Genomic DNA, 18,006 nt, shown 5'->3' with positions numbered 1-18,006 from the left:
GGCGGCTGGCGGCGCGAGGCGCCCGCGTAAACGTTTACATCGCGGGCCTAGTCTCTTACATGGCGGCTTGCCCGATCAATGCGTGCTCCTGGCCCGGGCCCCGATGCAGGTGCCGCTGGCTGACCGCCGGGAAGTGCCGTCCGGGCTCGACCAACGGGGGGCGGGCGTAGCGCGGCGGGGACGGCGGAGTGAAGCGAATCGGAAATTAATCAGCAGCTTAGCTACGCCCTGGGCGCGGCCGGACGGACGCAGGGCGCTCCGCGACCAGGGCGGGCCATGGCCGCGCTCGGCGCCATTGGCGGAGGTCCCCCGCCGGCGACGGACCGCCGGTTGCCCGGGCCTTGATGCCGGTCCCCCTCGCCGCGCCTTGTTCGTTCTTTCACAGAGGGCCGGGGAAGATCATCGCCACGGACGGCCATTTTGTTCAGGAGCCGACATCACGTCGGCACAACTTCTCGGCGAGAGGGGAACACCCATGACGAAATTTCCGATGTACTGCGCATTAGGTGCAGCGGTGCTGCTGGCAGGTTGCGTGTCGCAGCAGAAATACGACGAGTCACAGCAAAAGAATGCCGAACTCGAGGCCCAGTACCAGCAACTCAACCAGACGATGGGCACCGAGATCGCATCCCGCGACATGCACATCACGCGGATGCAGGACGCCATCAAGGTGTCGCTCAACGACCAGTTGCTGTTCCCTTCGGGCGGCTGGGAAATGTCGGCTGACGCCAAGAAGAGCATTGCCAAGGTCGCTGCGGTCCTTGCCCCTCATCAGAAGAACAAGGTCAGCGTGAACGGCTATACGGACAGCACGCCGATCGGTCCTGAGCTGATGAAGCAGGGCGTCTCGAGCAATCTCATCCTGTCGCAAAAGCGGGCTGACAACGTGATGCAGTACATGATCTCGCAGGGCGTCAAACCGGATCTTGTTTCGGCCCACGGCTACGGCGAGGAAAATCCGATCGCTTCCAACGATACGCCGGACGGCAAGGCGCAGAACCGCCGCGTGGAACTCACCATCGCGAGCCCGGGCAAGTAAGCCTGTAAAACCCGACCAGGGGCCGGAGCGCGCTTGCAGCCAGGCGCTGCTCCGGCCCCTTTGTTGTCCGAAGCGAGCCATGCCTTGCCATGGCTTGCGGTCGACCCCGCAACGACCTCGCCAGCCAGCGTCCCGAAGCCTGTCGCCGTAGCGCGTCATGGCAGCGCCATGACATGCCTGGCATGAGCGTTGTTGGCCTGCACCCGGGCCATGTCGAGCGGGAGAACATCCGCCGCGTACTGACGGTCGAGCCGATCGACAAGAGCGTGCATGGGCTTGAAGGCCGGGCGTCACCATCGCGATGTGCAATTGATGACTGATGCATGTTCGACAACACCGTGGTTACTCGCGGATGACTACCGCCAACCATCGCCCGAACCTACGCTGTCAGTCACGCCAAGAGCAGTTATAGCGAGGCCCGTGACTCTACGGCCTCCTCCAGGCGCATCCCCGTGCCCTTGAGAGGATCTCCATCATGTCGAGCGAATCTCATCCCGTTCTGCTGCACTCCCTCTGAGAACTTGACCATGGCCTACTTCAACACAGCCCGCAAATGGCTCTACTGCGCCGTAGTGCTGACCACCGCGCTGGCGGCATCCAACGCGGCGTTCGCCGCCAGCGACCCCTACGCCGATCCCGTCAAGCCTGCGCTACCGGCGTCGACCTTCCGATGGGATGCGAGTCGAACCGCGCTCGTCGTCATCGATCCACAGATCGACTTCATGAGCCCCAAGGGTGCGGGCTGGCCGATCTTCGGCCAGAGCGTGACCGAGCAGCACCTGGTTCCAAACCTTGGCAAGTTGTTCGCTGCCTTCAAGCAGTCGGGAACCACCGTGGCCATCTCGCCGCACTACTACTACCCACACGATCATCGGTGGCAGTTCGAAGCGCCGGTGGAAACCGTGCAGCACAAGCTCGGCCTGTTCGACCGCAAGGGTGCGTTGACACTGGACGGTTTCCGCAACTCCGGTGCGGATTTCATGCCGGAGTTCAAGGCCTACATCGAAGACGGCAAGACCATCATCGCCTCGCCACACAAGCTGTATGGACCGCAAAGCAACGACCTGATGCTGCAGTTGCGCAAGCAGCGGGTCGACAAGATCGTCCTGGCCGGCATGGCCTCCAACCTGTGTGTCGAGTCGCACCTGCGTGAATTCATCGAACGAGGTTTCGAGGTCGTGGTCGTGCGCGATGCAGTGGCCGGTCCGAAGCTGCCGGACGGTGATGGCTACGGCAGCGCACTGACCAATTTCCGCTACATCGCAAACGGCGTGATGACGACCGACGAGGTCGTCGCCAGGCTCCATGGCCATTGATCGTCGAATGACGTGTGCATCGAGCTACTCCGACGAACCGCGGGCATTTCGCCTGGGTAGTTCAGGCGCAACCCTCGTCGCCCGACAGGCAATCGGTCCCTGACTCGCGAAACCAACTGGAAACGTTTCTATGTCCTTCTTCAAAACTGCGTTCTTCGTAAAAAACGTCCCCGGCTGGGAGAGGGCGACGCGAATCCTCCTCGCGACAGCTGCTGTCATTCTCAGTGGTGCCTTGCTGCCCTCGCCCTGGAACTGGATCGGCGCCCTGACCTGCATCGGTTTCGGCCTGACCGGCGTCGTCGGATTCTGCCCGGCATGCGCACTGGCGGGTCGCCGCCTTGCCCGGAACGATCAAGCCAGGCAATGGTGACCCGGGGCTCGCCAGCGACGGTCCATGACGATCACGGACGGCGTTCCGCAATGGCGTAGTCATTCAAACGTAGCGGCATGCCCGCCTTGAAGTATGCGCAGTCGCAGGGTCGCCAAGTTGAAAGCCACCAACGATTTCGGCGGCTCCCGCTTCCCCGCGCAATCACCCTCGAGAGCGGAGGGTTCCAAGGGCACAGGCAGCCATAGCCAAACAAGGTGAGCGAACGCAAACCCTGGCGTCAATTCCTCCAACGTAATCACGGTGTAAATCATGAATCAGTTCAGCAAAACCATGTTGAGCGCGGCGCTGCTGGCAGCGTCGTTCGGGTCTGCCATGGCCTCCGATGCCATCCTCGAGCCGGCCACGCAGAAATTCATTGACGGCCTGACATCCGCGGGCGGACCGCCGCTGTATACGCTCACTCCGGAAGCGGCCCGCAACGTGCTTGTGAGCGTGCAGTCGTCAGGTCCCGTCAGCATGCCTGCCGCCGATGTGGTCCATCGCACCATTGCCGTAGGCCCCCATGGTCACACCAACATCGTGGTGGTTCGCCCGCAGGGTGCCAAGGGCACGCTGCCTGGCGTGGTGTATTTCCATGGCGGCGGCTGGATCCTTGGCGACTTCCATACCCACGAGCGTCTGGTTCGTGAACTGGCCGTCGGCACGGGCGCAACCTTCGTCTTCGTGGAGTATGACCGCTCACCGGAGGTGCACTATCCCGTGGCGATCGAAGAAGACTATGCCGCGCTCAAGTACGTCGCCGAACATGCGGGCGAGTTCGATGTCGATCCGTCACGCCTTGCCATTGCGGGCGAAAGTGTCGGTGGCAACGCTGTCGCAGCGGTGGCGCTGCTCGCGAAGGAAAGAAAGGGTCCCGCCCTGCGTGCGCAGGCCATGTTCTATCCGGTGACCGATGCGAGCATGACGACCGCGTCGTATAGCAAGTTTGCCGAAGGTCCGTGGCTCACCGCCAAGGCCATGAAGTGGTTCTGGGATGCGTATCTGCCGGACGTCGCACTGAGGAAGGATATTCACGCCTCGCCCATCAATGCCACCAAGGAGCAGTTGCGCGGATTGCCGACCGCGCTGGTCATGACCGACGAAAACGATGTGCTTCGTGATGAGGGTGAGGCCTATGCGCAGCACCTGTCCGACGCCGGCGTACGCGTGACCAGCGTTCGCTACAACGGCACCATTCACGACTTCATGCTGCTCAACCCGATTGCGAACACGCCGGCGCCACAGGCCGCAATCCAGCAAGGCGTGGACTTCCTCAAGTACAACCTGCACAAGTAGGACGGAGCGGGCCACGCAGGCGCTCTACCCTGCGTGGGTGCTTCATGGCCGAGCGAGCGGCGGTTCGCTGCTCGTCTCGCCTGACTCGGGAAGAAGCAGCTGACCGCGTTTCGAAACGGGTACGGCTCCTGGCACCGACGCTCAATGGGTCCGATGCTTTCTGGTCTCTTGAGCCAACCCGGGTCTCACCGGACCAGCGGTCAATACTCCCAGAGGGCAGGTACCCAACGAAAGATGTCGCCGTCGACGGCCACCCGGCAGTACGGGAACGACACGTGCGAGGCCACCGTGGGCTCACGGCTCTCCGCCAGTTCCCGCAAGAGACGAACGCGGACGCGGACCGCCTCGTCGGGATCGTGGTCGAAAGCGTTGTACCAGCCAGGGCGGTCGAAATGATCCTGGAACACGGCATCGCCGAGAAAGGTCAGCCGGTCGCCACCGGACGCCATGCGAACCACGCTGTGCCCGGGCGTGTGGCCGCCGGTGCGACGAACGACCACCCCCGGCGCCACCTCGTACTCCGATTCGAACAGTCGCAGCTGGCCGCGGTAAACCTCCATGAAGCGCTCTTCGGCCGACCGAAGCACGTCGGACATGCCGCCGAACGTATTGCGGGAGAAGTCAGGTGACTTCCAGAACTCGACCTCGGCGGCCGCCAGGTGGATTGGCACGTCGGGACGCAGCCGCCGCCTCAGCCCGTCGGCGAGCAGTCCACCCACGTGGTCCACGTGCAGGTGCGTGATCACGACGTCGGTCACGGATGCGGGATCGATGCCGGCGGACGCGAGGCGCCCGAGCAACAGGCCTGCCGGCGTGAACTCCGACCCTATGCCAGAGTCGATCAGCACGGTCCGGTCGCCGCTACGCGCAACGACCACGTTCACCGGCCACTTGAACACGTCCTGGGGCAGGAGCATGGCATCCAGCCAGGCCGCCAGCTCGGCCGGGTCGGCATTGGTAGCCAGTGTCACGGGGGGCAGCGGCAGCACGCCATCGCTGATCACCAGTACGTCAATCTCGCCTACCTGCAACGCATAACGAGACGGGACCAGCTCGCCGGGCCCCGGTTTGCCGGGATGAGAGGTGATGTCAACGCTCATGCTTGTCTCCTCGAGTGCGGGCACGGCCCTACAACGACGAGTCCGGGCCAACCTTGAAAGCAATGGCAGTATCAGTCGGGGTTGGTTGCGGGGACCCCATGGGCGTTTCAAAGTGTCCACCGAGCCGATTGCCGGATGGGTCTTCCAGCGTGCCGCGCATGACCAGCCGATATTTGCCCGGCCGCCATGCCGTGTCCGGCATGAACGTCCACATCGATTCTCCCTCGCGCAGTCGGGCCGTCCCGTCGACACGACGATCGTGAGCATCAACCACGGCCAGGTAGTCGACGTCACGACCGTCGATCGGGCCGTCGAGGGTGACCACGAGTGGCTGTCGCGAACCGGGGCTTACGGGGGACAACTTCCACGCGGATGCGACCGGGCCACTCGTGTCCACGGGACCTATATGCCATCGCTTGATGGGGTGCCCATCGAACGTGAGGACCATGTCATCTCCCTCCATGGCGACAGGACCCCATTGCTCGCGCGCGACCAGACCGGTCTTGACCCGCCCGGGGTGCAATAGAAGCGTCAGCACCTTTGCATCGGGCGACCACAATTCCTGCGGCAGGAACGGATCTGGTACCGGACGCCCGTCCGCGTGGGCGAGGGCAATCCTCGGCAGCACGGCACCTTCGATCGGTGCGGCAAATACCACCGACAGGCGAAGGATGTTGGCCGGCACCTCCGCGCCGGAGGGCTGGACGAGCACGACCTGCGGCGCCGGCTCTCCGCCCCAAGCAACCTGCAGCATGGCCGCGAGGGCCACGCCGATGAGGAGCGGCCGCCAGCGCACGGCATTACTCCGAAGGTTTGATGAGGTCAGGGAACCCTTCGTCGGTCAGCAGCATGTTGATGTACTGATGCGCCTGCGGGGACGCGTGGCCCTTGAAGCTGAAATCGGGAAAGGCGTACTCGGAGATATGATCCGACAGGCGGAAGCTCAGGTTCTTTCCCATCGAGACCAGTTGCAACTCGTCATTCTGGAGGTCGCGCCGAACGGCGACGAACGCCTTGTCGTCGAGGTTGTCCAGCCGCATCACGCCGGCCAGGGGCGCCTCCGACACTTCCAGACCGGTGATCTTGCCGTACGGCACCTGCTTTTCGATGCCCGGGCGCGCACGCGCCGCTTCAAGCTCCGATACCGGGATGATGTTCGACACGCGGTTGTAGTTCACCAGCATGAGGAAGTCCTGGGTCTTGCCGTCCCCGGTTTGCGTGTAAGCAACCATCTCGGCTGGCGTATTGCCGTAGCCGAGTTCGGCGACGGTCTTGCCGTGCACATGCGCACCATCCTTCAGCTCATCGAGCGGAATGATCACCAGCGGTGTACACGTATAGGCAGCGACGAGATAAGGTTTGCCGCCGAGTTTCGCGAAACTCATGGCGCGGATCGGCGCGCGCGTTTCGACCATGTTGTGGCCGGTATGGAAGATCTCGACCGACGTGATCGATTGCCTGGCGTCGAAGGGATAGCGGATGCGACGCAGAGTCGAGGCGAACTCCTGGTTCGACAGCCCGGCCACGAAGAGCTCCCCGTCGTGCCACTTCATGTCGGTGACAGTGAAGCTGCGCTCAGGCATCTCCCTCCAGAACTTTTCGTTCATCGTGGGCGGATCGCGAAGCGCAACCGAGGTCGAGTGCGCGGCCGCCAGGTCCACGCGACGGGCCTTCTTGTCGCTGGTCACGACGAACAGTGCCGGGGTCTTGTTTGCACCATAGCTGACCGCCACATAGACCTCTCCCGTGCCGGTACGCGCCGCCATGTCCTCGACGGTGACCCTGGCACCGCCTACCTGGTCAGACAGCAGTTTCTCCAGGTCAAGGACGTTGAACGCTGTGCCTGCTGGCTGGCGGGGCGCGGGTGCAAGCTGGATCGCGTGAACCTCGGCGGCCTTCCAGTCGGCCACAAACAAGGTGTCGCCCGGCCCGGCAGCGAGTCGTGAGATCGACTTGACTTCAGCGGCGAATGCATTGAAAGACAGGCCAAGCATGCAGGCAATGGCAATAGTTGAGGCGCGCATAAATTACCCCTTGATCAGCGTAATTCCGCTCGATTCCCGATAAACGGGGAGGAACGTCGCGAACCGCCGGTCCACTCCATCGTCAAGTAGTGAACGCGGCGTGCCAGCCAATCCCGGCACGAGCGCGGTGTGGTCCACGCGGTCAGTCGTGCCGAACAAATGGCCGTCATTGACCATCACCGCAGATCGGTCGATGGAAAGGCTCGCGCACTCGTTGCCGCGGCAATCCCGGCTCGGGTTCGATGCAACACGGCTGGTAGACGGGTTGACGAGCTCGCGGTGAAGCCCTTTGACTGGCGACCCGCGGGATGTTGTCACATCCGACGTCATCGGAGCGTCTATTTGGAAGACGACGGGCGGACCCCTGGAATTTGCAAGCCTGGCCTGGCGGTGAGGAAAGCGCACCACATGGCAGCTCGTCCGAGTATCGCTATCGACCTATTGCCTGGCGACCGCATTAGGGGCTTCAGTAGGGATCGGGTGGAAGGCCTTATCGCTCCAATCCCCGATCGGCGCGCTACATACGCCATGTACGGACGGCCTCGTCTCCCAACTGCGAGCACCAAACGGAGGTTCCCATGAAGATCGTCGTCATTGGTGGTACTGGACTCATCGGCAGCAAAGTCGTCGAACGCTTGCGCAAAAACCGACACGAGGCGGTTCCCGCGGCGCCTTCGTCGGGCGTCAACGCCCTCACTGGCGAAGGCCTCGGCGATGCCATGAACGGAACGGACGTGGTCGTGGATTTGTCGAACTCGCCCTCGTTCGAAGACAAGGCTGTGATGGAGTTCTTCGAGACGTCAGGGCGCAACCTGGCCGCTGCGGAGAAGAAGGCAGGCGTGAAGCACCATGTAGCGTTGTCCGTCGTGGGGACCGGGCGTCCGGCATTTGCGGCAAGTGGCTATATCCGCGCCAAGATGGCCCAGGAACAACTGATACGCGCTTCCGGCATTCCGTACACCATCATCCACTCCACCCAGTTCTTCGAGTTTCTCAATGGCATTGCAGGCGCCGGCGGAGCGGGCCAGGAAATTCACATTTCCACTGGACTGATGCAGCCGATTGCCTCCGACGACGTCGCCGATGCCGTCGCCGATGTCGCGGTCGGCGAGCCAGTCCATGGCATCGTGGAAATTGCCGGCCCCGAGAAGGCTCCCATGGCGGAGTGGGTTCAGCGCTTTCTTGCCGCCACGGGGGATTCGCGCAAGGTCATCGCGGACCCCAAGGCGGCTTATTTTGGCGCTGTGCTGGAGCCGGACACCCTCATTCCGGAAGCAGGCGCACGCCTGGGCAAGCAAGACTTCAAGACCTGGTTCGCGCGCTCTTCATTCGCCTCGCGGTGAACGACGGGGTGATGCTCGACAACGAATATTGGGAGTACATCTTTCGTCTGTACGACCTGGGGCGCGACCACCGCTAACCCGTTGGCATCGTGCATCGTCGCTTGCGACCCATCGGTGCTCGAAAGCTCCGCTCATTGTTGCCTTCCGATCAACTTGATGATCCATCGGCAGTCTCTATCGGGGCTGACAGCGACCGCATAGCATGGCCTTCCTTATCGAGGCACCGACCTCGCCAACGCGATGGCTTGCTCACTCATGGAAACAAGTCCCAGGGATCACGTGACGGACCTGTCGGCGCCACCAGCAGCGCCAGGAGAATGGGCCGACCAGGCCACGCCATGGGGCATCGCTGCCGCTTCCACGCGCTCCGTGGCGATCATCATCATCGACCACGACGGCATGATCATGGCGTGGAACGATGGGGCACAGGACATGTTCGGCTATCACGCACGCGACGTGATAGGTCGGCCGATACTGAACTTCGCCGAGGCTTCCTCGCAATCTCAAGCCATGGAGACCTTATTGGACCCGTTTGCCGACGACGGGTACTCGAGGTGGTATCGCCACTGTACCGGTCGACTGGTCTTCTGCATGGCAAGGATGTCGCTCCTGGGCACGCGAGGCGATGGATCGGCACAGCAAGCGTTGTTCCTATGCGATGCGACCGACATCCGGGAGCGATTCGAAGCCCTCGGGAGGCGACTCATCGAGCAGGAGGAACGCTGTGACGAGGCATTGAACGCCGACGCATGCAAGGATCGATGCCTGGCATTGATCTCCCACGAACTCAAGCAACCCTTGACCACGATCCTGCTGGTGACCGAACGGCTCCTTGGACTTCCCGCCGACACGCAGGTGCAGCGGATTACCGAAGATCTGCAAGACTTCCGTAGTGCTACGCGGCGAATGGCCAGAATCGTCGATGACCTCCTCGACATCTCCCGGGTCAGAGCCGGAAAGATCCGCCTGGAACCTATGCTGGTCCATGTCGATGAGCTGGTGCGTCATGTATCGGCCACCATCGCCGCAACCGCACCCGACAGTCGCATCGTGGTTGATGTCGAGGCGTCCGACTGCAGGTGCATGGGCGATCCGGTGCGACTCGAACAGATCATCTCGAATCTCCTTCACAATGCCATCAAGTTCAGTGGATCGGGTGGCCGCATCAACGTTCGCGTCGAATGCGATGATGGGTTCGCAAAAATTGAAGTGGCCGATGATGGCATCGGCATCTCCCGGGAATTCCTCCCGCATGTCTTCAGCATGTTCGGCCAGGAGCCAGGAGCGCGTTCTTCTTCCAGGGAGGGGCTGGGCATTGGCCTGGCGTTAGTCAACGACCTGGTCAAGGCCCACGCCGGGCGCATAAGCGCTCGATCGGACGGGATCGGGAAGGGCGCGAGATTTACCGTGTGGTTCCCGCTTGCGATCAAATCGATGCCGGCACAACCGATGCCATCGAGGGTGGCATCGTTCGATCGAGTCTTGTGAGGCGACCGCGATCTCGACGGTCGGCGCTGCGAACTTCGTCAAATGCATCCAGTGGAATGACCCGGGACTCGCTTCCGGCCGAGCCATCGCCGGCGGCATCGCACGCACAAGTACAGCCTCGGCCACACAACGGGTGACAGGTCGACCCATCAAGCGCGCCCCATCGCCGCCACCGGTGGTGGAATGACCCGTCATGATCACTTCGTTGAGATGTGGCGCTTCGACGCGAGCGGCCTGATCGCCGGCGCAAGCGCTCATGCCACGCCGAGCCTGGCCTGGCTGCAGCATCCGTGCCCGCGACGGTCATGCGCGATGACGCCAGAAGCGTGCCGTGCAAAAAGTGCGTCTGACCCTACGGTGCCTCTGCGGACAGGCGCCAGCGGGGCCGGGGCCAGCATCCTTGCAACATCAGTAGATCCTGGCCACCGCATCAATCATGAAGTTGACCTTGTTCTCATGACACCACGCTTCGAGTTCGCGTCTGATGACTGACCACTTGTCTCGGGCCCAATCAGGCGCTTCGCTCTTCCACGCTTCCTCCGTGGGCAGATACGCCGTGAGAATGACCATCGGGAGTTCAAGCTCAAGGCAGCCTCCCGGACCCGTGCAGTAGAGCCCGCCATTCCATTTCGGGTGAAACCTGAAAGTAGTCATGGGTCGTTTCCAAAGACCATCATCGTCTGCTCCTGTGTGCTGCTCGAGCTGCGCTGCCAATGCCCGGCGCCGAGTGGGTCGGGAAGCCAGCTCGCAGTCGTGGGCGACCTAGGACTGCAACCGCAACGCACGATGGAAACCTGGGCCGTCAGGAGGCGCCATGGCACGTCTACTCCTCGAACGGAGAGTTGAACAGTGAGTCTACGAGCGACGGTGGACGATAGCCGGGTACAAAGCGCTCGCCAAAATCCCGCGCAAAATTGTCGTATGTCGTCTCGGGGCGGGACTCGACGATCCCGCAAATGGTCCGCGTAAATCGTTCCTTCATCTTCAAGCGGGGGAAGGCTTCGACGATCGACTTCATCCTATGGTCTTCGATGGAGTCGTAGCACCATCCGCCGCCCCAATCGACGCCGATGCCCATCGTGCAAAGTGCCACCTCTGCTTCCTTGTGCAGTCCGATGGATGGCGTGGAGTTGAGTGCGACGCTGTCCCAGATCAGCTGAGTGCGTCGCTCGTCCAGACCTTCCTCGTGGGCAAATGCCCGCGCGGCATTGGCGCCCTCCACTTCGAATCGGAGGGGCCCACTGAAGGCTTCCACCAGGCCAAGGTCATGCAGGAGCGTCGACACGGCGAGAACTTCTGCGTCGTATGGCGCTCCCCGCAATTCGGCGAGCGAGGCGGCGAAGAGCCACGAGCGCATGACGTGGTTGAAAAGGTAGGGTTCGGAAAGATCGCGGGCATACTCGATGGCGCGAGACACCAAGGTCGTATCCGGGACGGCAACCTCAGCGATCAGGCGCCTGGGAACCGTTGAACGGATGGAAGGAGGCCGAGACCGCGCGTGGCCAGGAGTTGAGAGCGATTTCATGAGCCTCTTCCGGCTGACGTCGAGCAAATTCATCCAAGACTTCGCCCAATTCGTAAGGGTCCGCGTCGCTTCCTTCGGCACGGCGTATCAATGGGATCGCGCTACGCGGCGCTCCAGCGCACCCGGTCTTCGACCATGCACCATGGCTGTGGAGCCGTCGGGACCGACAACCGTGTCCCTCACCTGGTGGCTGGTGGGTCATTGAGCCTCAACTCAGGCCGCCGGCAAACGTCCCGCATCTTGCCGACGAAACTTCGCGATCCAGTCTCGAGGAAGTCCGCTTGTCGCGGAAAGCGCGGTTGACATCTTGAACCAGGGCATCATTGAACTGTAGGCGCTCGCGAGCCCTTACTGTGTTTCCATTAGAGAACCAATGTGGACACCCCGGGCGCGCCGCGCCAGGTCACCTGGAAAGCCGGCACGTGCGCTATCGACAAGCGGCCATGCCAGGCTCCGGGCGGGCCGTGCCGAGACGTGGATGAGCCGCCGGGCCACGATGGACGAGGGTCACGCCAACACACACTTTGGCGCGCCGACGGCATCGGTGGTGCTCCAAGCTTGCATTGCCACATCGGCCCCATCGCCGTGTTGCTCGCATGACGAGCGTCCACCTGGAAAGGCTCTACAGTCGCCACAGGAAGAGACGGGTGCATGGGCGTGCCACTGCAACAGCCTGGCATCGAATCGATGTGTCCTCAGTGATTGGTGCGCGCTGAGCAACACTGCGAACACATGGGAATGGCTACCGTCAGCTAGTGGCCATGACTACGCTTTTATCCGACGCCAGTAGCCACGTTCGTTGGCATCAATTCCGTCAAGACTTCGACCCTGCGATTCTCGTAGCTTCAGGCATGATCACGATGTTGGCGAGTGAGGGCCCCATCACTTTTCTCCATGCAATGCCGACGCAGGCATCGGTGCGCCGAATTCTTGTACTTGAGCTTCAAGCCATCGTTTCACCGGGGGCACGGCAGAGCCTTGGCGACGATGGCGAGTTGGTGAGCTTGATTGGTTGTCAGGGCGACCGTCCTGGCTGATCCGATGAAGTCGCCAGCCAGATTGCCGTCGGACAACAACTCCGTCGGGTGGGCGACCCGTCAAGCGGCCACCTCGCGGATCGTTGCAGGAAGCGTAAGCGTGCATGAGCAGACGATGTAGTGCGTGTGGCCGCAACTGCGCTTTTGGCCAGGTTTCGGATCACGTTGTTGAGCCTTGCAAGCCCCGGCGTCTGGCCGACGTCCATCAACTTCTGGATATCGGCCCGATACCGATGATGCATTGAACCCATCCAAACGCCCCTGTCGGCGGGAGCTTGTTGCCATGAATGGAATGCCTCTGAAGATGCCGATCGCCAAGTCATCGCTGCGATCGCTGGTCGTGGCGGCTTACACGGCCGATCCGTCGGACCAACTGATCTCGCCGGTGGGCGAGCACAGCTACAGCACATTGTTCACGCTGATTCCCGTGGCCCTGGCGGTACTGCGCGTGGCTGCCGAGATCGAGCCTAGGCCGGCCGCCGTCATGGAGTGGTACCGGGCGACACCCATAGCGGAACTGGGGCAACTCACTGCAGAGCAACTGGTGGCACTGGGCCGCGCAGAAGTGGTGATTGCGTTCCTGCGGTCCATTCGCGACGGCACGCGCACATGATCGTGCCACCAGCCGCTTGCCTGCTGGTCATTTGAAGCCACCATGGAGCATCACGATGGGCATAGCTGCTCGCAAGTTTGAGGAAATCGCCAGCGACATCGCGCGTGTCGCGACCTGGCGCGAGGAATTGCTCTCCAGCGCGCTCGATGCGCTCGAAAGTCGGCATCCGAAACTGGCGCAGGCGCTGCTGGAGAATGTCGGCAACCGAAGGCGCGCGGGTCATTGGATATGTGCACCCCACCGTGCCTATGGCGGCAAGTCGCCGTGCGAGCTGCTGGCCGATGGTGATGAAGACAGCGTGTGGGACCTGTTGGATGGCGCCACGCCAGTGGAAGCATCATGCGACAAGACGCGCACGAACCTGGCGTACTGACGAATGCCGCGAGACATGCTGGCAGAGGGCGGTCAAACACCTGGTGGACGCCGTCAACAGGCCGCTTCGCCATCGAGAAGCGGGAGCAGCATGCGCACCGCTTGCCCGGGTGGGAGATAGTCTCCGGCCCGGCCAGGGCCGGCTTCCCGCCAATGGCGGCATCCGCGCTCGAGACGCCCCACCCACCAACAGGTCGAAGCTACGCGCCGCACGGAAGGCTTTGTCTCTGCAGTTCCATGCCCGGTCGCGTCACATGCGGTGCAAAACCTTCGCTGGCCCGCCGCCGCCGATGCATGGGCGCACGTTCTCCGGGTTCCGGCGGGCCGGCGAAGGTTCGGTGAGTCGCTCAGGGCACCACGCGCAACACCGGTTCATTCTGGTTCTTCAACAGAAGCACCACGAACTTGGCCGGCTTGGTAAGGCTTGCGTTGCGCCCGACCGTGTGCACGTCGTCGGGTCCTTCGTAGAACGTCTGACCCGGCGTCAGTGTCACTTCCTTGCCCCCGTTGAGGCTCATCACGATGGAGCCTTCGAGCACGTAGACGAACGCATGGGCGTTGTGGCGATGAACGGGATCCACGGAACCCGGCGGATACACGACGGTGATCATCAAGGCTTCCTTGCCAGGATAGTCCTTGAGGGCCTTGGTCATCAGTTCCGTCACCTGGGCCTGCGGAGGGGCCGCTCCAGTGGATGCCGGCGCCGTGGTCTGGGCAACAGCGGTTCCGCCCGCAAGCAGGCAGAGCAATCCAATCGTCTTGAACGTACGCATGGGAATCTCCTTGTGAGTGGCACGCATGGCAGCCGCAGTGTCGAACAGGCAGCCAACGCGGCGTCGCCGCGTCAAGGCCATGTCAGGTCAATCCGGCCTTGTCGAGTCCGTAGGCCTTGTCGAGCACACCGGGGACGGCCCTGAAGGCGACGTTGATACGATTCCACGCATTGATGGACATGACTGCGTAGGTGAGATCGGTGAGCTCCTTCTCGGAGAACTGCGCGCGTACGAGCTCGTATATGTCGTCCGGTACGCCGTGCGGCGGCAGCTGGGTCAGCGCCTCGGTCCAGGCCATCGCGGCGCGTTCGCGGTCGCTGAACAAGGTGGACTCGCGCCATGCCGGCAGGTTGAGCAGGCGCAACGGTCGCTCGCCATCAATCACCGCCTGCTTGACGTGCATGTCCAGGCAAAAGGCACAGCCGTTGATCTGCGATGCGCGAATTTCGACGAGGTGGCAGGTGGACTTTTCGACACTGGACTGGGTCGCCAACGTGCTGAGGGCGACCAGTTTCTTGAAGAGCTCGGGGGATTGCTGCAGATAGTCGATCCGCTGGGTCATGGATGGAATCCTTGTCAGGCGCGTGATCATGCCTCGGCCGTGCCGAGGTGCCCGCTACACGCTGAAGAGCATGGCGAACCCAGCCTAGATTCTTCGCGGTGCTCCCAGTAGCTCCGTTGAAGGGCTCGCCGTGTTGCCGTGCGAGCACCAATGCCTTGATGTTGTCACAGGCGGTGTAACTGAAACGTCTAGCGGACACAGGCCACCCGAAGGCGGTATCCCGCGCGCTCAGGATGGCTGAGACGAAGCTGACATTTATTCGAAAGACGACCCATGAACCTTGAAGCCCTTGATCAACCCCACTACGCAATGAGCGACGCCCTCGCGTCAAGTTTCTCCGCGAGTTACGCCGGCGTGGTTGCGTTTATCGCCGTAGCGACCGAAGGCAGTTTCGCCCGCGCCGCTGATCGACTTGGCATCGGTCGCTCGGCGGTCAGCCGCAGCGTGCAGAAGCTCGAGGCCCAATTGGGAGCGCGGCTGTTCCTGCGGACAACCCGAAGCACCTCGCTGACTCGCGAGGGTGAGCTGTTCTTCCAGAACTGCCAACCGGGCGTGGAGCGGATCGTGCAGGCGATCGAGGACATGCGTGACCTGCGCGAGGGCCCGCCGCGCGGGCACCTTCGAATAAGCGCCTCGGTAGGCTTCGGCCGTTACGTCGTGGCGCCGCTGCTCAAGGACTTTCGCACCCGCTATCCGGGCATTTCCATCGATCTGCTGCTGGAAGACCGCGCGATGGACTTCTTCGCGGACCGGGTAGACGTGGCTTTTCGCAATGGCATCCTGGAGGACAGCCAGGTGATCGCCAAGCAGCTCATTCCCATGCCGATGGTGGTTTGCGCTTCGCCTGCGTACCTGAGCACCCATGGCATGCCCCGTCAGGTGGAGGACCTGGCCGGGCACACGTGCATCAATTTTCGCATGGCCTCGGGAAGGATCTTCGAATGGGAATTCAAGGTCGGCGGCCGGATCCAGAAGTTCCTGCCGCCGTCCACTTGCACGTTCAATGACGGCGAGTTGGTTCTGCAAGCCGTGCTCGATGGCCAGGGTATCGCGCAGATGTGCGGCTGCCACATACGCCAGCACCTGCGCGCCGGCCGGCTGGTCACGTGCCTGGCGCAATACGCTCCCGACGATCGGGCACACCACCTTTGTTACCTGAGCCGGCAGCATCTGCCAACACGAATCCGCGTCTTCGTCGACTACATGACCACCGCGATACGCGCGCCCGACCTGCGCTGCGCGACCCCGCTGGCGCCGGCCTCACTAGAGGTTGCGGGCGCGAAGAGCGGAGCGTTCCTGGCGGACGTCGCCTGACATCGCCGCGCTTCCAGCGTCGTCAGGCGAGGCACACGTCGATGCCGTCGGATCGCGGCGGTCCCTTCGCGATGGCATCAGCCACGACCCAACGTAGTGATCCGGTGGTAGAAACGCGGCGAAATGGCCGGCCTAAGTGGCTGTTTATCTGCGCGGAAATCTCACGAGGTCTTTCAACAGGGTCTTTGTCGCCCGACGGTGCTTCTGGCCATAGACACCGCTAACACCCGCGTGGGTGAGAATATGTCTCGCCCACGCGTTGGATGGGCATGCCAAAGCAAGGGCGAAGGCGCGGGCTTGACTCTCCGGATCCTGGCTGCCATGAATCCCACTGACCGCGGAATGTTGTTTGGCCTCGGAGTCCTGCTTCTGGACTTCCTGGCATGGCGCTTCTTGAAGCTCAGCCAGGAATGGGCGCGCTTCGGGATTCGACTGACGCTGTTCCTGCTTCTGAGCTATGTGTTGTGGACCGCACAGATCAGCCCGTTTCATGTCGCGCCATGGGCAGACCAGCCCATCCGGCATCTGCTGGCGCAAGGACTCGAAATCCTGTGGTGGCTGCAGGCTGCACAGATCTCGGCCACGATTCTTGGACGAATTGTTCTGCCTTCAGAGTTGCACCGCGAGCGCCTGTTCCAGGACATATTGCGGGCCATCGTTTTCGTGACCGCGGCAGTCGCCGCCGTCGGCTATGTCCTGGAGCTTCCCCTTGGCGGGTTGCTCGCCACGTCGGGCGCCATGGCGATCATCGTTGGCCTTGCCGTCCAGAGCACGCTCAGTGACGTATTTTCCGGCGTGGTGCTCAACGCGACCCAGCCGTTTCAAGTGGGCGACACCGTGACGATAGCCGACATCCAGGGCAGGGTCATCGACAGAACCTGGCGGGCGACGACCTTGCTCAACAATCGGGGCAACTTCGTCCAGGTGCCGAATAGCGCCGCCGCCAAAGCCAACATAGTCAACTTGAGTCGGCCTCCGCAGATTCACGGGGTAACGGTGCTGATTCACATATCGCCAACCATTCGGCCGTCGGTGGTGATCTCCGCCCTCGAAGATGCCGTCAGAAGTACCACTGAAGTATTGGTCAACCCCAAGCCAGTCATCACTGCAACGGGGATACACAGGAAGTTCATCGAGTACGAAATCCTGGCCTATGTGGCGTCGGCCGATAAGAAGGTGGCCACCCAGAATGAGATCATCGACCAGGCGCATCGCCATTTGAATGCCCATGGCATTTGTCTGGGGCAAGAGCAACAGGGCGGCGAGTTCGCAGGCGAGCCGGAACGACTGCTCCGCCATATCGACATGTTCAAGTCCTTGAGTGCGGAACAAATCGCCCAGTTGGCTGGCGCCGCGATAAGGCGGACATTTTCCGCAGGGGAAATGATCTACGACGTCAGCCCCGATTGCCCGGATGACCAGAGGGCCCTGTTCATAGTGGCCTCGGGGGTTGCCGTCCTGTTGGCCCCGCGCGATGGAAGAGACATCGAGCTGCGGAGACTGGCGCCCGGTGATGCCGTCGGCCGGTCGAGCATTCTTACGGGTGTCAGTGCAGGAATCCGGCTGCGAGCTTTGAGCAGCGCTTCGATTGTTCGGCTCAACAAAAATGCGATCACCCCGCTGCTTCAGGAGTTTCCGGAGCTCGCAAAAACCATGCTCAACGATCTACTGGAGTTTCAATCGCGAGAGGCTGAGATCCTGAGGGAAATCACCGACCACGAGACCGCGAAGGAAGGCGTCTTCCAGAAATTGCTGGAGGGTTTGCGGCGACTCCATGGGGTCGCGCACAAATAGCGGTCCATGCGTGTCGTGGGGGGACTCTCCGCATGACCCA

Annotated in this window: 19 protein-coding genes; 11 read left to right on the top strand and 8 right to left on the bottom strand. The window is 62.2% G+C overall.

What is annotated here, in order from left to right:
• Nucleotides 1-475 precede the first annotated feature (475 nt).
• The 4 genes from ACXU4B_RS14590 to ACXU4B_RS14575 all read left to right on the top strand — a co-directional run bounded on the left by ACXU4B_RS14590 (nucleotide 476) and on the right by ACXU4B_RS14575 (nucleotide 4,021).
• Nucleotides 476-1,039, top strand: coding sequence for an OmpA/MotB family protein (locus ACXU4B_RS14590; RefSeq protein ID WP_165583208.1), 564 nt, complete (start codon nucleotides 476-478; stop codon nucleotides 1,037-1,039).
• 527 nt (nucleotides 1,040-1,566) lie between these two features.
• Nucleotides 1,567-2,355 (top strand): cysteine hydrolase family protein, encoded by a 789-nt coding sequence (locus tag ACXU4B_RS14585; protein WP_131411224.1) that lies wholly within the window; start codon nucleotides 1,567-1,569, stop codon nucleotides 2,353-2,355.
• 130 nt (nucleotides 2,356-2,485) lie between these two features.
• The gene (locus ACXU4B_RS14580) at nucleotides 2,486-2,725 is read left to right on the top strand and encodes a YgaP family membrane protein (RefSeq protein WP_131411226.1); all 240 of its coding nucleotides are present in this window, start codon (nucleotides 2,486-2,488) and stop codon (nucleotides 2,723-2,725) included.
• Nucleotides 2,726-2,995: 270 nt separating this feature from the next.
• Nucleotides 2,996-4,021: an alpha/beta hydrolase gene (locus ACXU4B_RS14575; RefSeq protein ID WP_131411228.1), complete on the top strand. Its 1,026-nt coding sequence runs from the start codon at nucleotides 2,996-2,998 to the stop codon at nucleotides 4,019-4,021.
• Nucleotides 4,022-4,221: 200 nt separating this feature from the next.
• Here ACXU4B_RS14575 and ACXU4B_RS14570 read toward each other — a convergent pair whose 3' ends face one another.
• The 4 genes from ACXU4B_RS14570 to ACXU4B_RS14555 are packed head-to-tail and all read right to left on the bottom strand — an operon-like array spanning nucleotide 4,222 to nucleotide 7,475.
• Nucleotides 4,222-5,121: an MBL fold metallo-hydrolase gene (locus ACXU4B_RS14570; RefSeq protein WP_131411230.1), complete on the bottom strand. Its 900-nt coding sequence runs from the start codon at nucleotides 5,119-5,121 to the stop codon at nucleotides 4,222-4,224.
• Between the two features lie 28 nt (nucleotides 5,122-5,149).
• Entirely contained in the window at nucleotides 5,150-5,917 is a 768-nt protein-coding gene (locus tag ACXU4B_RS14565; RefSeq protein WP_131411232.1) for a hypothetical protein, read from the bottom strand.
• 4 nt (nucleotides 5,918-5,921) lie between these two features.
• Entirely contained in the window at nucleotides 5,922-7,145 is a 1,224-nt protein-coding gene (locus ACXU4B_RS14560; RefSeq protein WP_131411234.1) for a hypothetical protein, read from the bottom strand.
• A gap of 3 nt (nucleotides 7,146-7,148) precedes the next feature.
• A complete protein-coding gene (locus ACXU4B_RS14555) occupies nucleotides 7,149-7,475 on the bottom strand; it encodes a hypothetical protein (RefSeq protein WP_131411236.1) in 327 nt (108 codons plus the stop codon).
• A gap of 248 nt (nucleotides 7,476-7,723) precedes the next feature.
• Here ACXU4B_RS14555 and ACXU4B_RS14550 point away from each other — a divergent pair, with 248 nt between their 5' ends.
• Nucleotides 7,724-8,488 carry an SDR family oxidoreductase gene (locus ACXU4B_RS14550; protein WP_131411238.1) on the top strand — a complete coding sequence of 255 codons (765 nt, stop codon included), beginning with the start codon at nucleotides 7,724-7,726 and terminating at the stop codon, nucleotides 8,486-8,488.
• 279 nt (nucleotides 8,489-8,767) lie between these two features.
• Nucleotides 8,768-9,976, top strand: a complete 1,209-nt coding sequence (locus tag ACXU4B_RS14545; protein WP_165583209.1) for a sensor histidine kinase — start codon at nucleotides 8,768-8,770, stop codon at nucleotides 9,974-9,976.
• A 408-nt stretch (nucleotides 9,977-10,384) separates the two neighbouring features.
• Here the strand turns inward: ACXU4B_RS14545 and ACXU4B_RS14540 are convergent, their stop codons facing one another.
• On the bottom strand, nucleotides 10,385-10,630 hold the full coding sequence (locus ACXU4B_RS14540) for a hypothetical protein (protein WP_131411242.1): 246 nt from the start codon (nucleotides 10,628-10,630) through the stop codon (nucleotides 10,385-10,387).
• Nucleotides 10,631-10,799: 169 nt separating this feature from the next.
• Entirely contained in the window at nucleotides 10,800-11,393 is a 594-nt protein-coding gene (locus tag ACXU4B_RS14535) for an HD domain-containing protein (protein ID WP_240734114.1), read from the bottom strand.
• Nucleotides 11,394-12,262: 869 nt separating this feature from the next.
• Here ACXU4B_RS14535 and ACXU4B_RS14530 point away from each other — a divergent pair.
• The 3 genes from ACXU4B_RS14530 (at nucleotide 12,263) to ACXU4B_RS14520 (ending at nucleotide 13,524) form a co-directional block, all read left to right on the top strand.
• Entirely contained in the window at nucleotides 12,263-12,538 is a 276-nt protein-coding gene (locus ACXU4B_RS14530) for a hypothetical protein (RefSeq protein ID WP_165583210.1), read from the top strand.
• A gap of 283 nt (nucleotides 12,539-12,821) precedes the next feature.
• Nucleotides 12,822-13,151, top strand: coding sequence for a hypothetical protein (locus ACXU4B_RS14525; protein ID WP_131411244.1), 330 nt, complete (start codon nucleotides 12,822-12,824; stop codon nucleotides 13,149-13,151).
• A 55-nt stretch (nucleotides 13,152-13,206) separates the two neighbouring features.
• Complete coding sequence (locus ACXU4B_RS14520; protein ID WP_240734115.1) at nucleotides 13,207-13,524, top strand: antitoxin Xre/MbcA/ParS toxin-binding domain-containing protein; 318 nt, start codon at nucleotides 13,207-13,209, stop codon at nucleotides 13,522-13,524.
• A gap of 346 nt (nucleotides 13,525-13,870) precedes the next feature.
• Here ACXU4B_RS14520 and ACXU4B_RS14515 read toward each other — a convergent pair whose 3' ends face one another.
• Together ACXU4B_RS14515 and ACXU4B_RS14510 are read right to left on the bottom strand one after the other, a co-directional pair.
• A complete protein-coding gene (locus ACXU4B_RS14515; RefSeq protein WP_131411246.1) occupies nucleotides 13,871-14,296 on the bottom strand; it encodes a cupin domain-containing protein in 426 nt (141 codons plus the stop codon).
• An 82-nt stretch (nucleotides 14,297-14,378) separates the two neighbouring features.
• On the bottom strand, nucleotides 14,379-14,858 hold the full coding sequence (locus ACXU4B_RS14510; RefSeq protein ID WP_131411247.1) for a carboxymuconolactone decarboxylase family protein: 480 nt from the start codon (nucleotides 14,856-14,858) through the stop codon (nucleotides 14,379-14,381).
• A gap of 273 nt (nucleotides 14,859-15,131) precedes the next feature.
• Between ACXU4B_RS14510 and ACXU4B_RS14505 the strand changes: the two genes are divergently transcribed.
• Together ACXU4B_RS14505 and ACXU4B_RS14500 are read left to right on the top strand one after the other, a co-directional pair.
• The gene (locus ACXU4B_RS14505) at nucleotides 15,132-16,172 is read left to right on the top strand and encodes a LysR family transcriptional regulator (RefSeq protein ID WP_131411249.1); all 1,041 of its coding nucleotides are present in this window, start codon (nucleotides 15,132-15,134) and stop codon (nucleotides 16,170-16,172) included.
• Between the two features lie 321 nt (nucleotides 16,173-16,493).
• Entirely contained in the window at nucleotides 16,494-17,966 is a 1,473-nt protein-coding gene (locus ACXU4B_RS14500) for a mechanosensitive ion channel family protein (RefSeq protein ID WP_165583211.1), read from the top strand.
• Nucleotides 17,967-18,006: the final 40 nt, after the last annotated feature.

Source organism: Dyella soli, from assembly GCF_054482295.1.
Note: the sequence above shows the minus strand (reverse complement) of the source record. Positions and strands in the feature narration are given on the sequence as shown.

What these genes read in the sequence shown, in the direction of transcription:
- ACXU4B_RS14590 (WP_165583208.1), top strand. Translation starts at nt 476, where the DNA reads ATGACGAAATTTCCGATGTACTGCGCATTAGGTGCAGCGGTGCTGCTG.
- ACXU4B_RS14585 (WP_131411224.1), top strand. Translation starts at nt 1,567, where the DNA reads ATGGCCTACTTCAACACAGCCCGCAAATGGCTCTACTGCGCCGTAGTG.
- ACXU4B_RS14580 (WP_131411226.1), top strand. Translation starts at nt 2,486, where the DNA reads ATGTCCTTCTTCAAAACTGCGTTCTTCGTAAAAAACGTCCCCGGCTGG.
- ACXU4B_RS14575 (WP_131411228.1), top strand. Translation starts at nt 2,996, where the DNA reads ATGAATCAGTTCAGCAAAACCATGTTGAGCGCGGCGCTGCTGGCAGCG.
- ACXU4B_RS14570 (WP_131411230.1), bottom strand. Translation starts at nt 5,121, where the DNA reads ATGAGCGTTGACATCACCTCTCATCCCGGCAAACCGGGGCCCGGCGAG.
- ACXU4B_RS14560 (WP_131411234.1), bottom strand. Translation starts at nt 7,145, where the DNA reads ATGCGCGCCTCAACTATTGCCATTGCCTGCATGCTTGGCCTGTCTTTC.
- ACXU4B_RS14555 (WP_131411236.1), bottom strand. Translation starts at nt 7,475, where the DNA reads ATGACGTCGGATGTGACAACATCCCGCGGGTCGCCAGTCAAAGGGCTT.
- ACXU4B_RS14550 (WP_131411238.1), top strand. Translation starts at nt 7,724, where the DNA reads ATGAAGATCGTCGTCATTGGTGGTACTGGACTCATCGGCAGCAAAGTC.
- ACXU4B_RS14540 (WP_131411242.1), bottom strand. Translation starts at nt 10,630, where the DNA reads ATGACTACTTTCAGGTTTCACCCGAAATGGAATGGCGGGCTCTACTGC.
- ACXU4B_RS14530 (WP_165583210.1), top strand. Translation starts at nt 12,263, where the DNA reads ATGACTACGCTTTTATCCGACGCCAGTAGCCACGTTCGTTGGCATCAA.
- ACXU4B_RS14525 (WP_131411244.1), top strand. Translation starts at nt 12,822, where the DNA reads ATGAATGGAATGCCTCTGAAGATGCCGATCGCCAAGTCATCGCTGCGA.
- ACXU4B_RS14520 (WP_240734115.1), top strand. Translation starts at nt 13,207, where the DNA reads ATGGGCATAGCTGCTCGCAAGTTTGAGGAAATCGCCAGCGACATCGCG.
- ACXU4B_RS14515 (WP_131411246.1), bottom strand. Translation starts at nt 14,296, where the DNA reads ATGCGTACGTTCAAGACGATTGGATTGCTCTGCCTGCTTGCGGGCGGA.
- ACXU4B_RS14510 (WP_131411247.1), bottom strand. Translation starts at nt 14,858, where the DNA reads ATGACCCAGCGGATCGACTATCTGCAGCAATCCCCCGAGCTCTTCAAG.
- ACXU4B_RS14505 (WP_131411249.1), top strand. Translation starts at nt 15,132, where the DNA reads ATGAACCTTGAAGCCCTTGATCAACCCCACTACGCAATGAGCGACGCC.
- ACXU4B_RS14500 (WP_165583211.1), top strand. Translation starts at nt 16,494, where the DNA reads ATGAATCCCACTGACCGCGGAATGTTGTTTGGCCTCGGAGTCCTGCTT.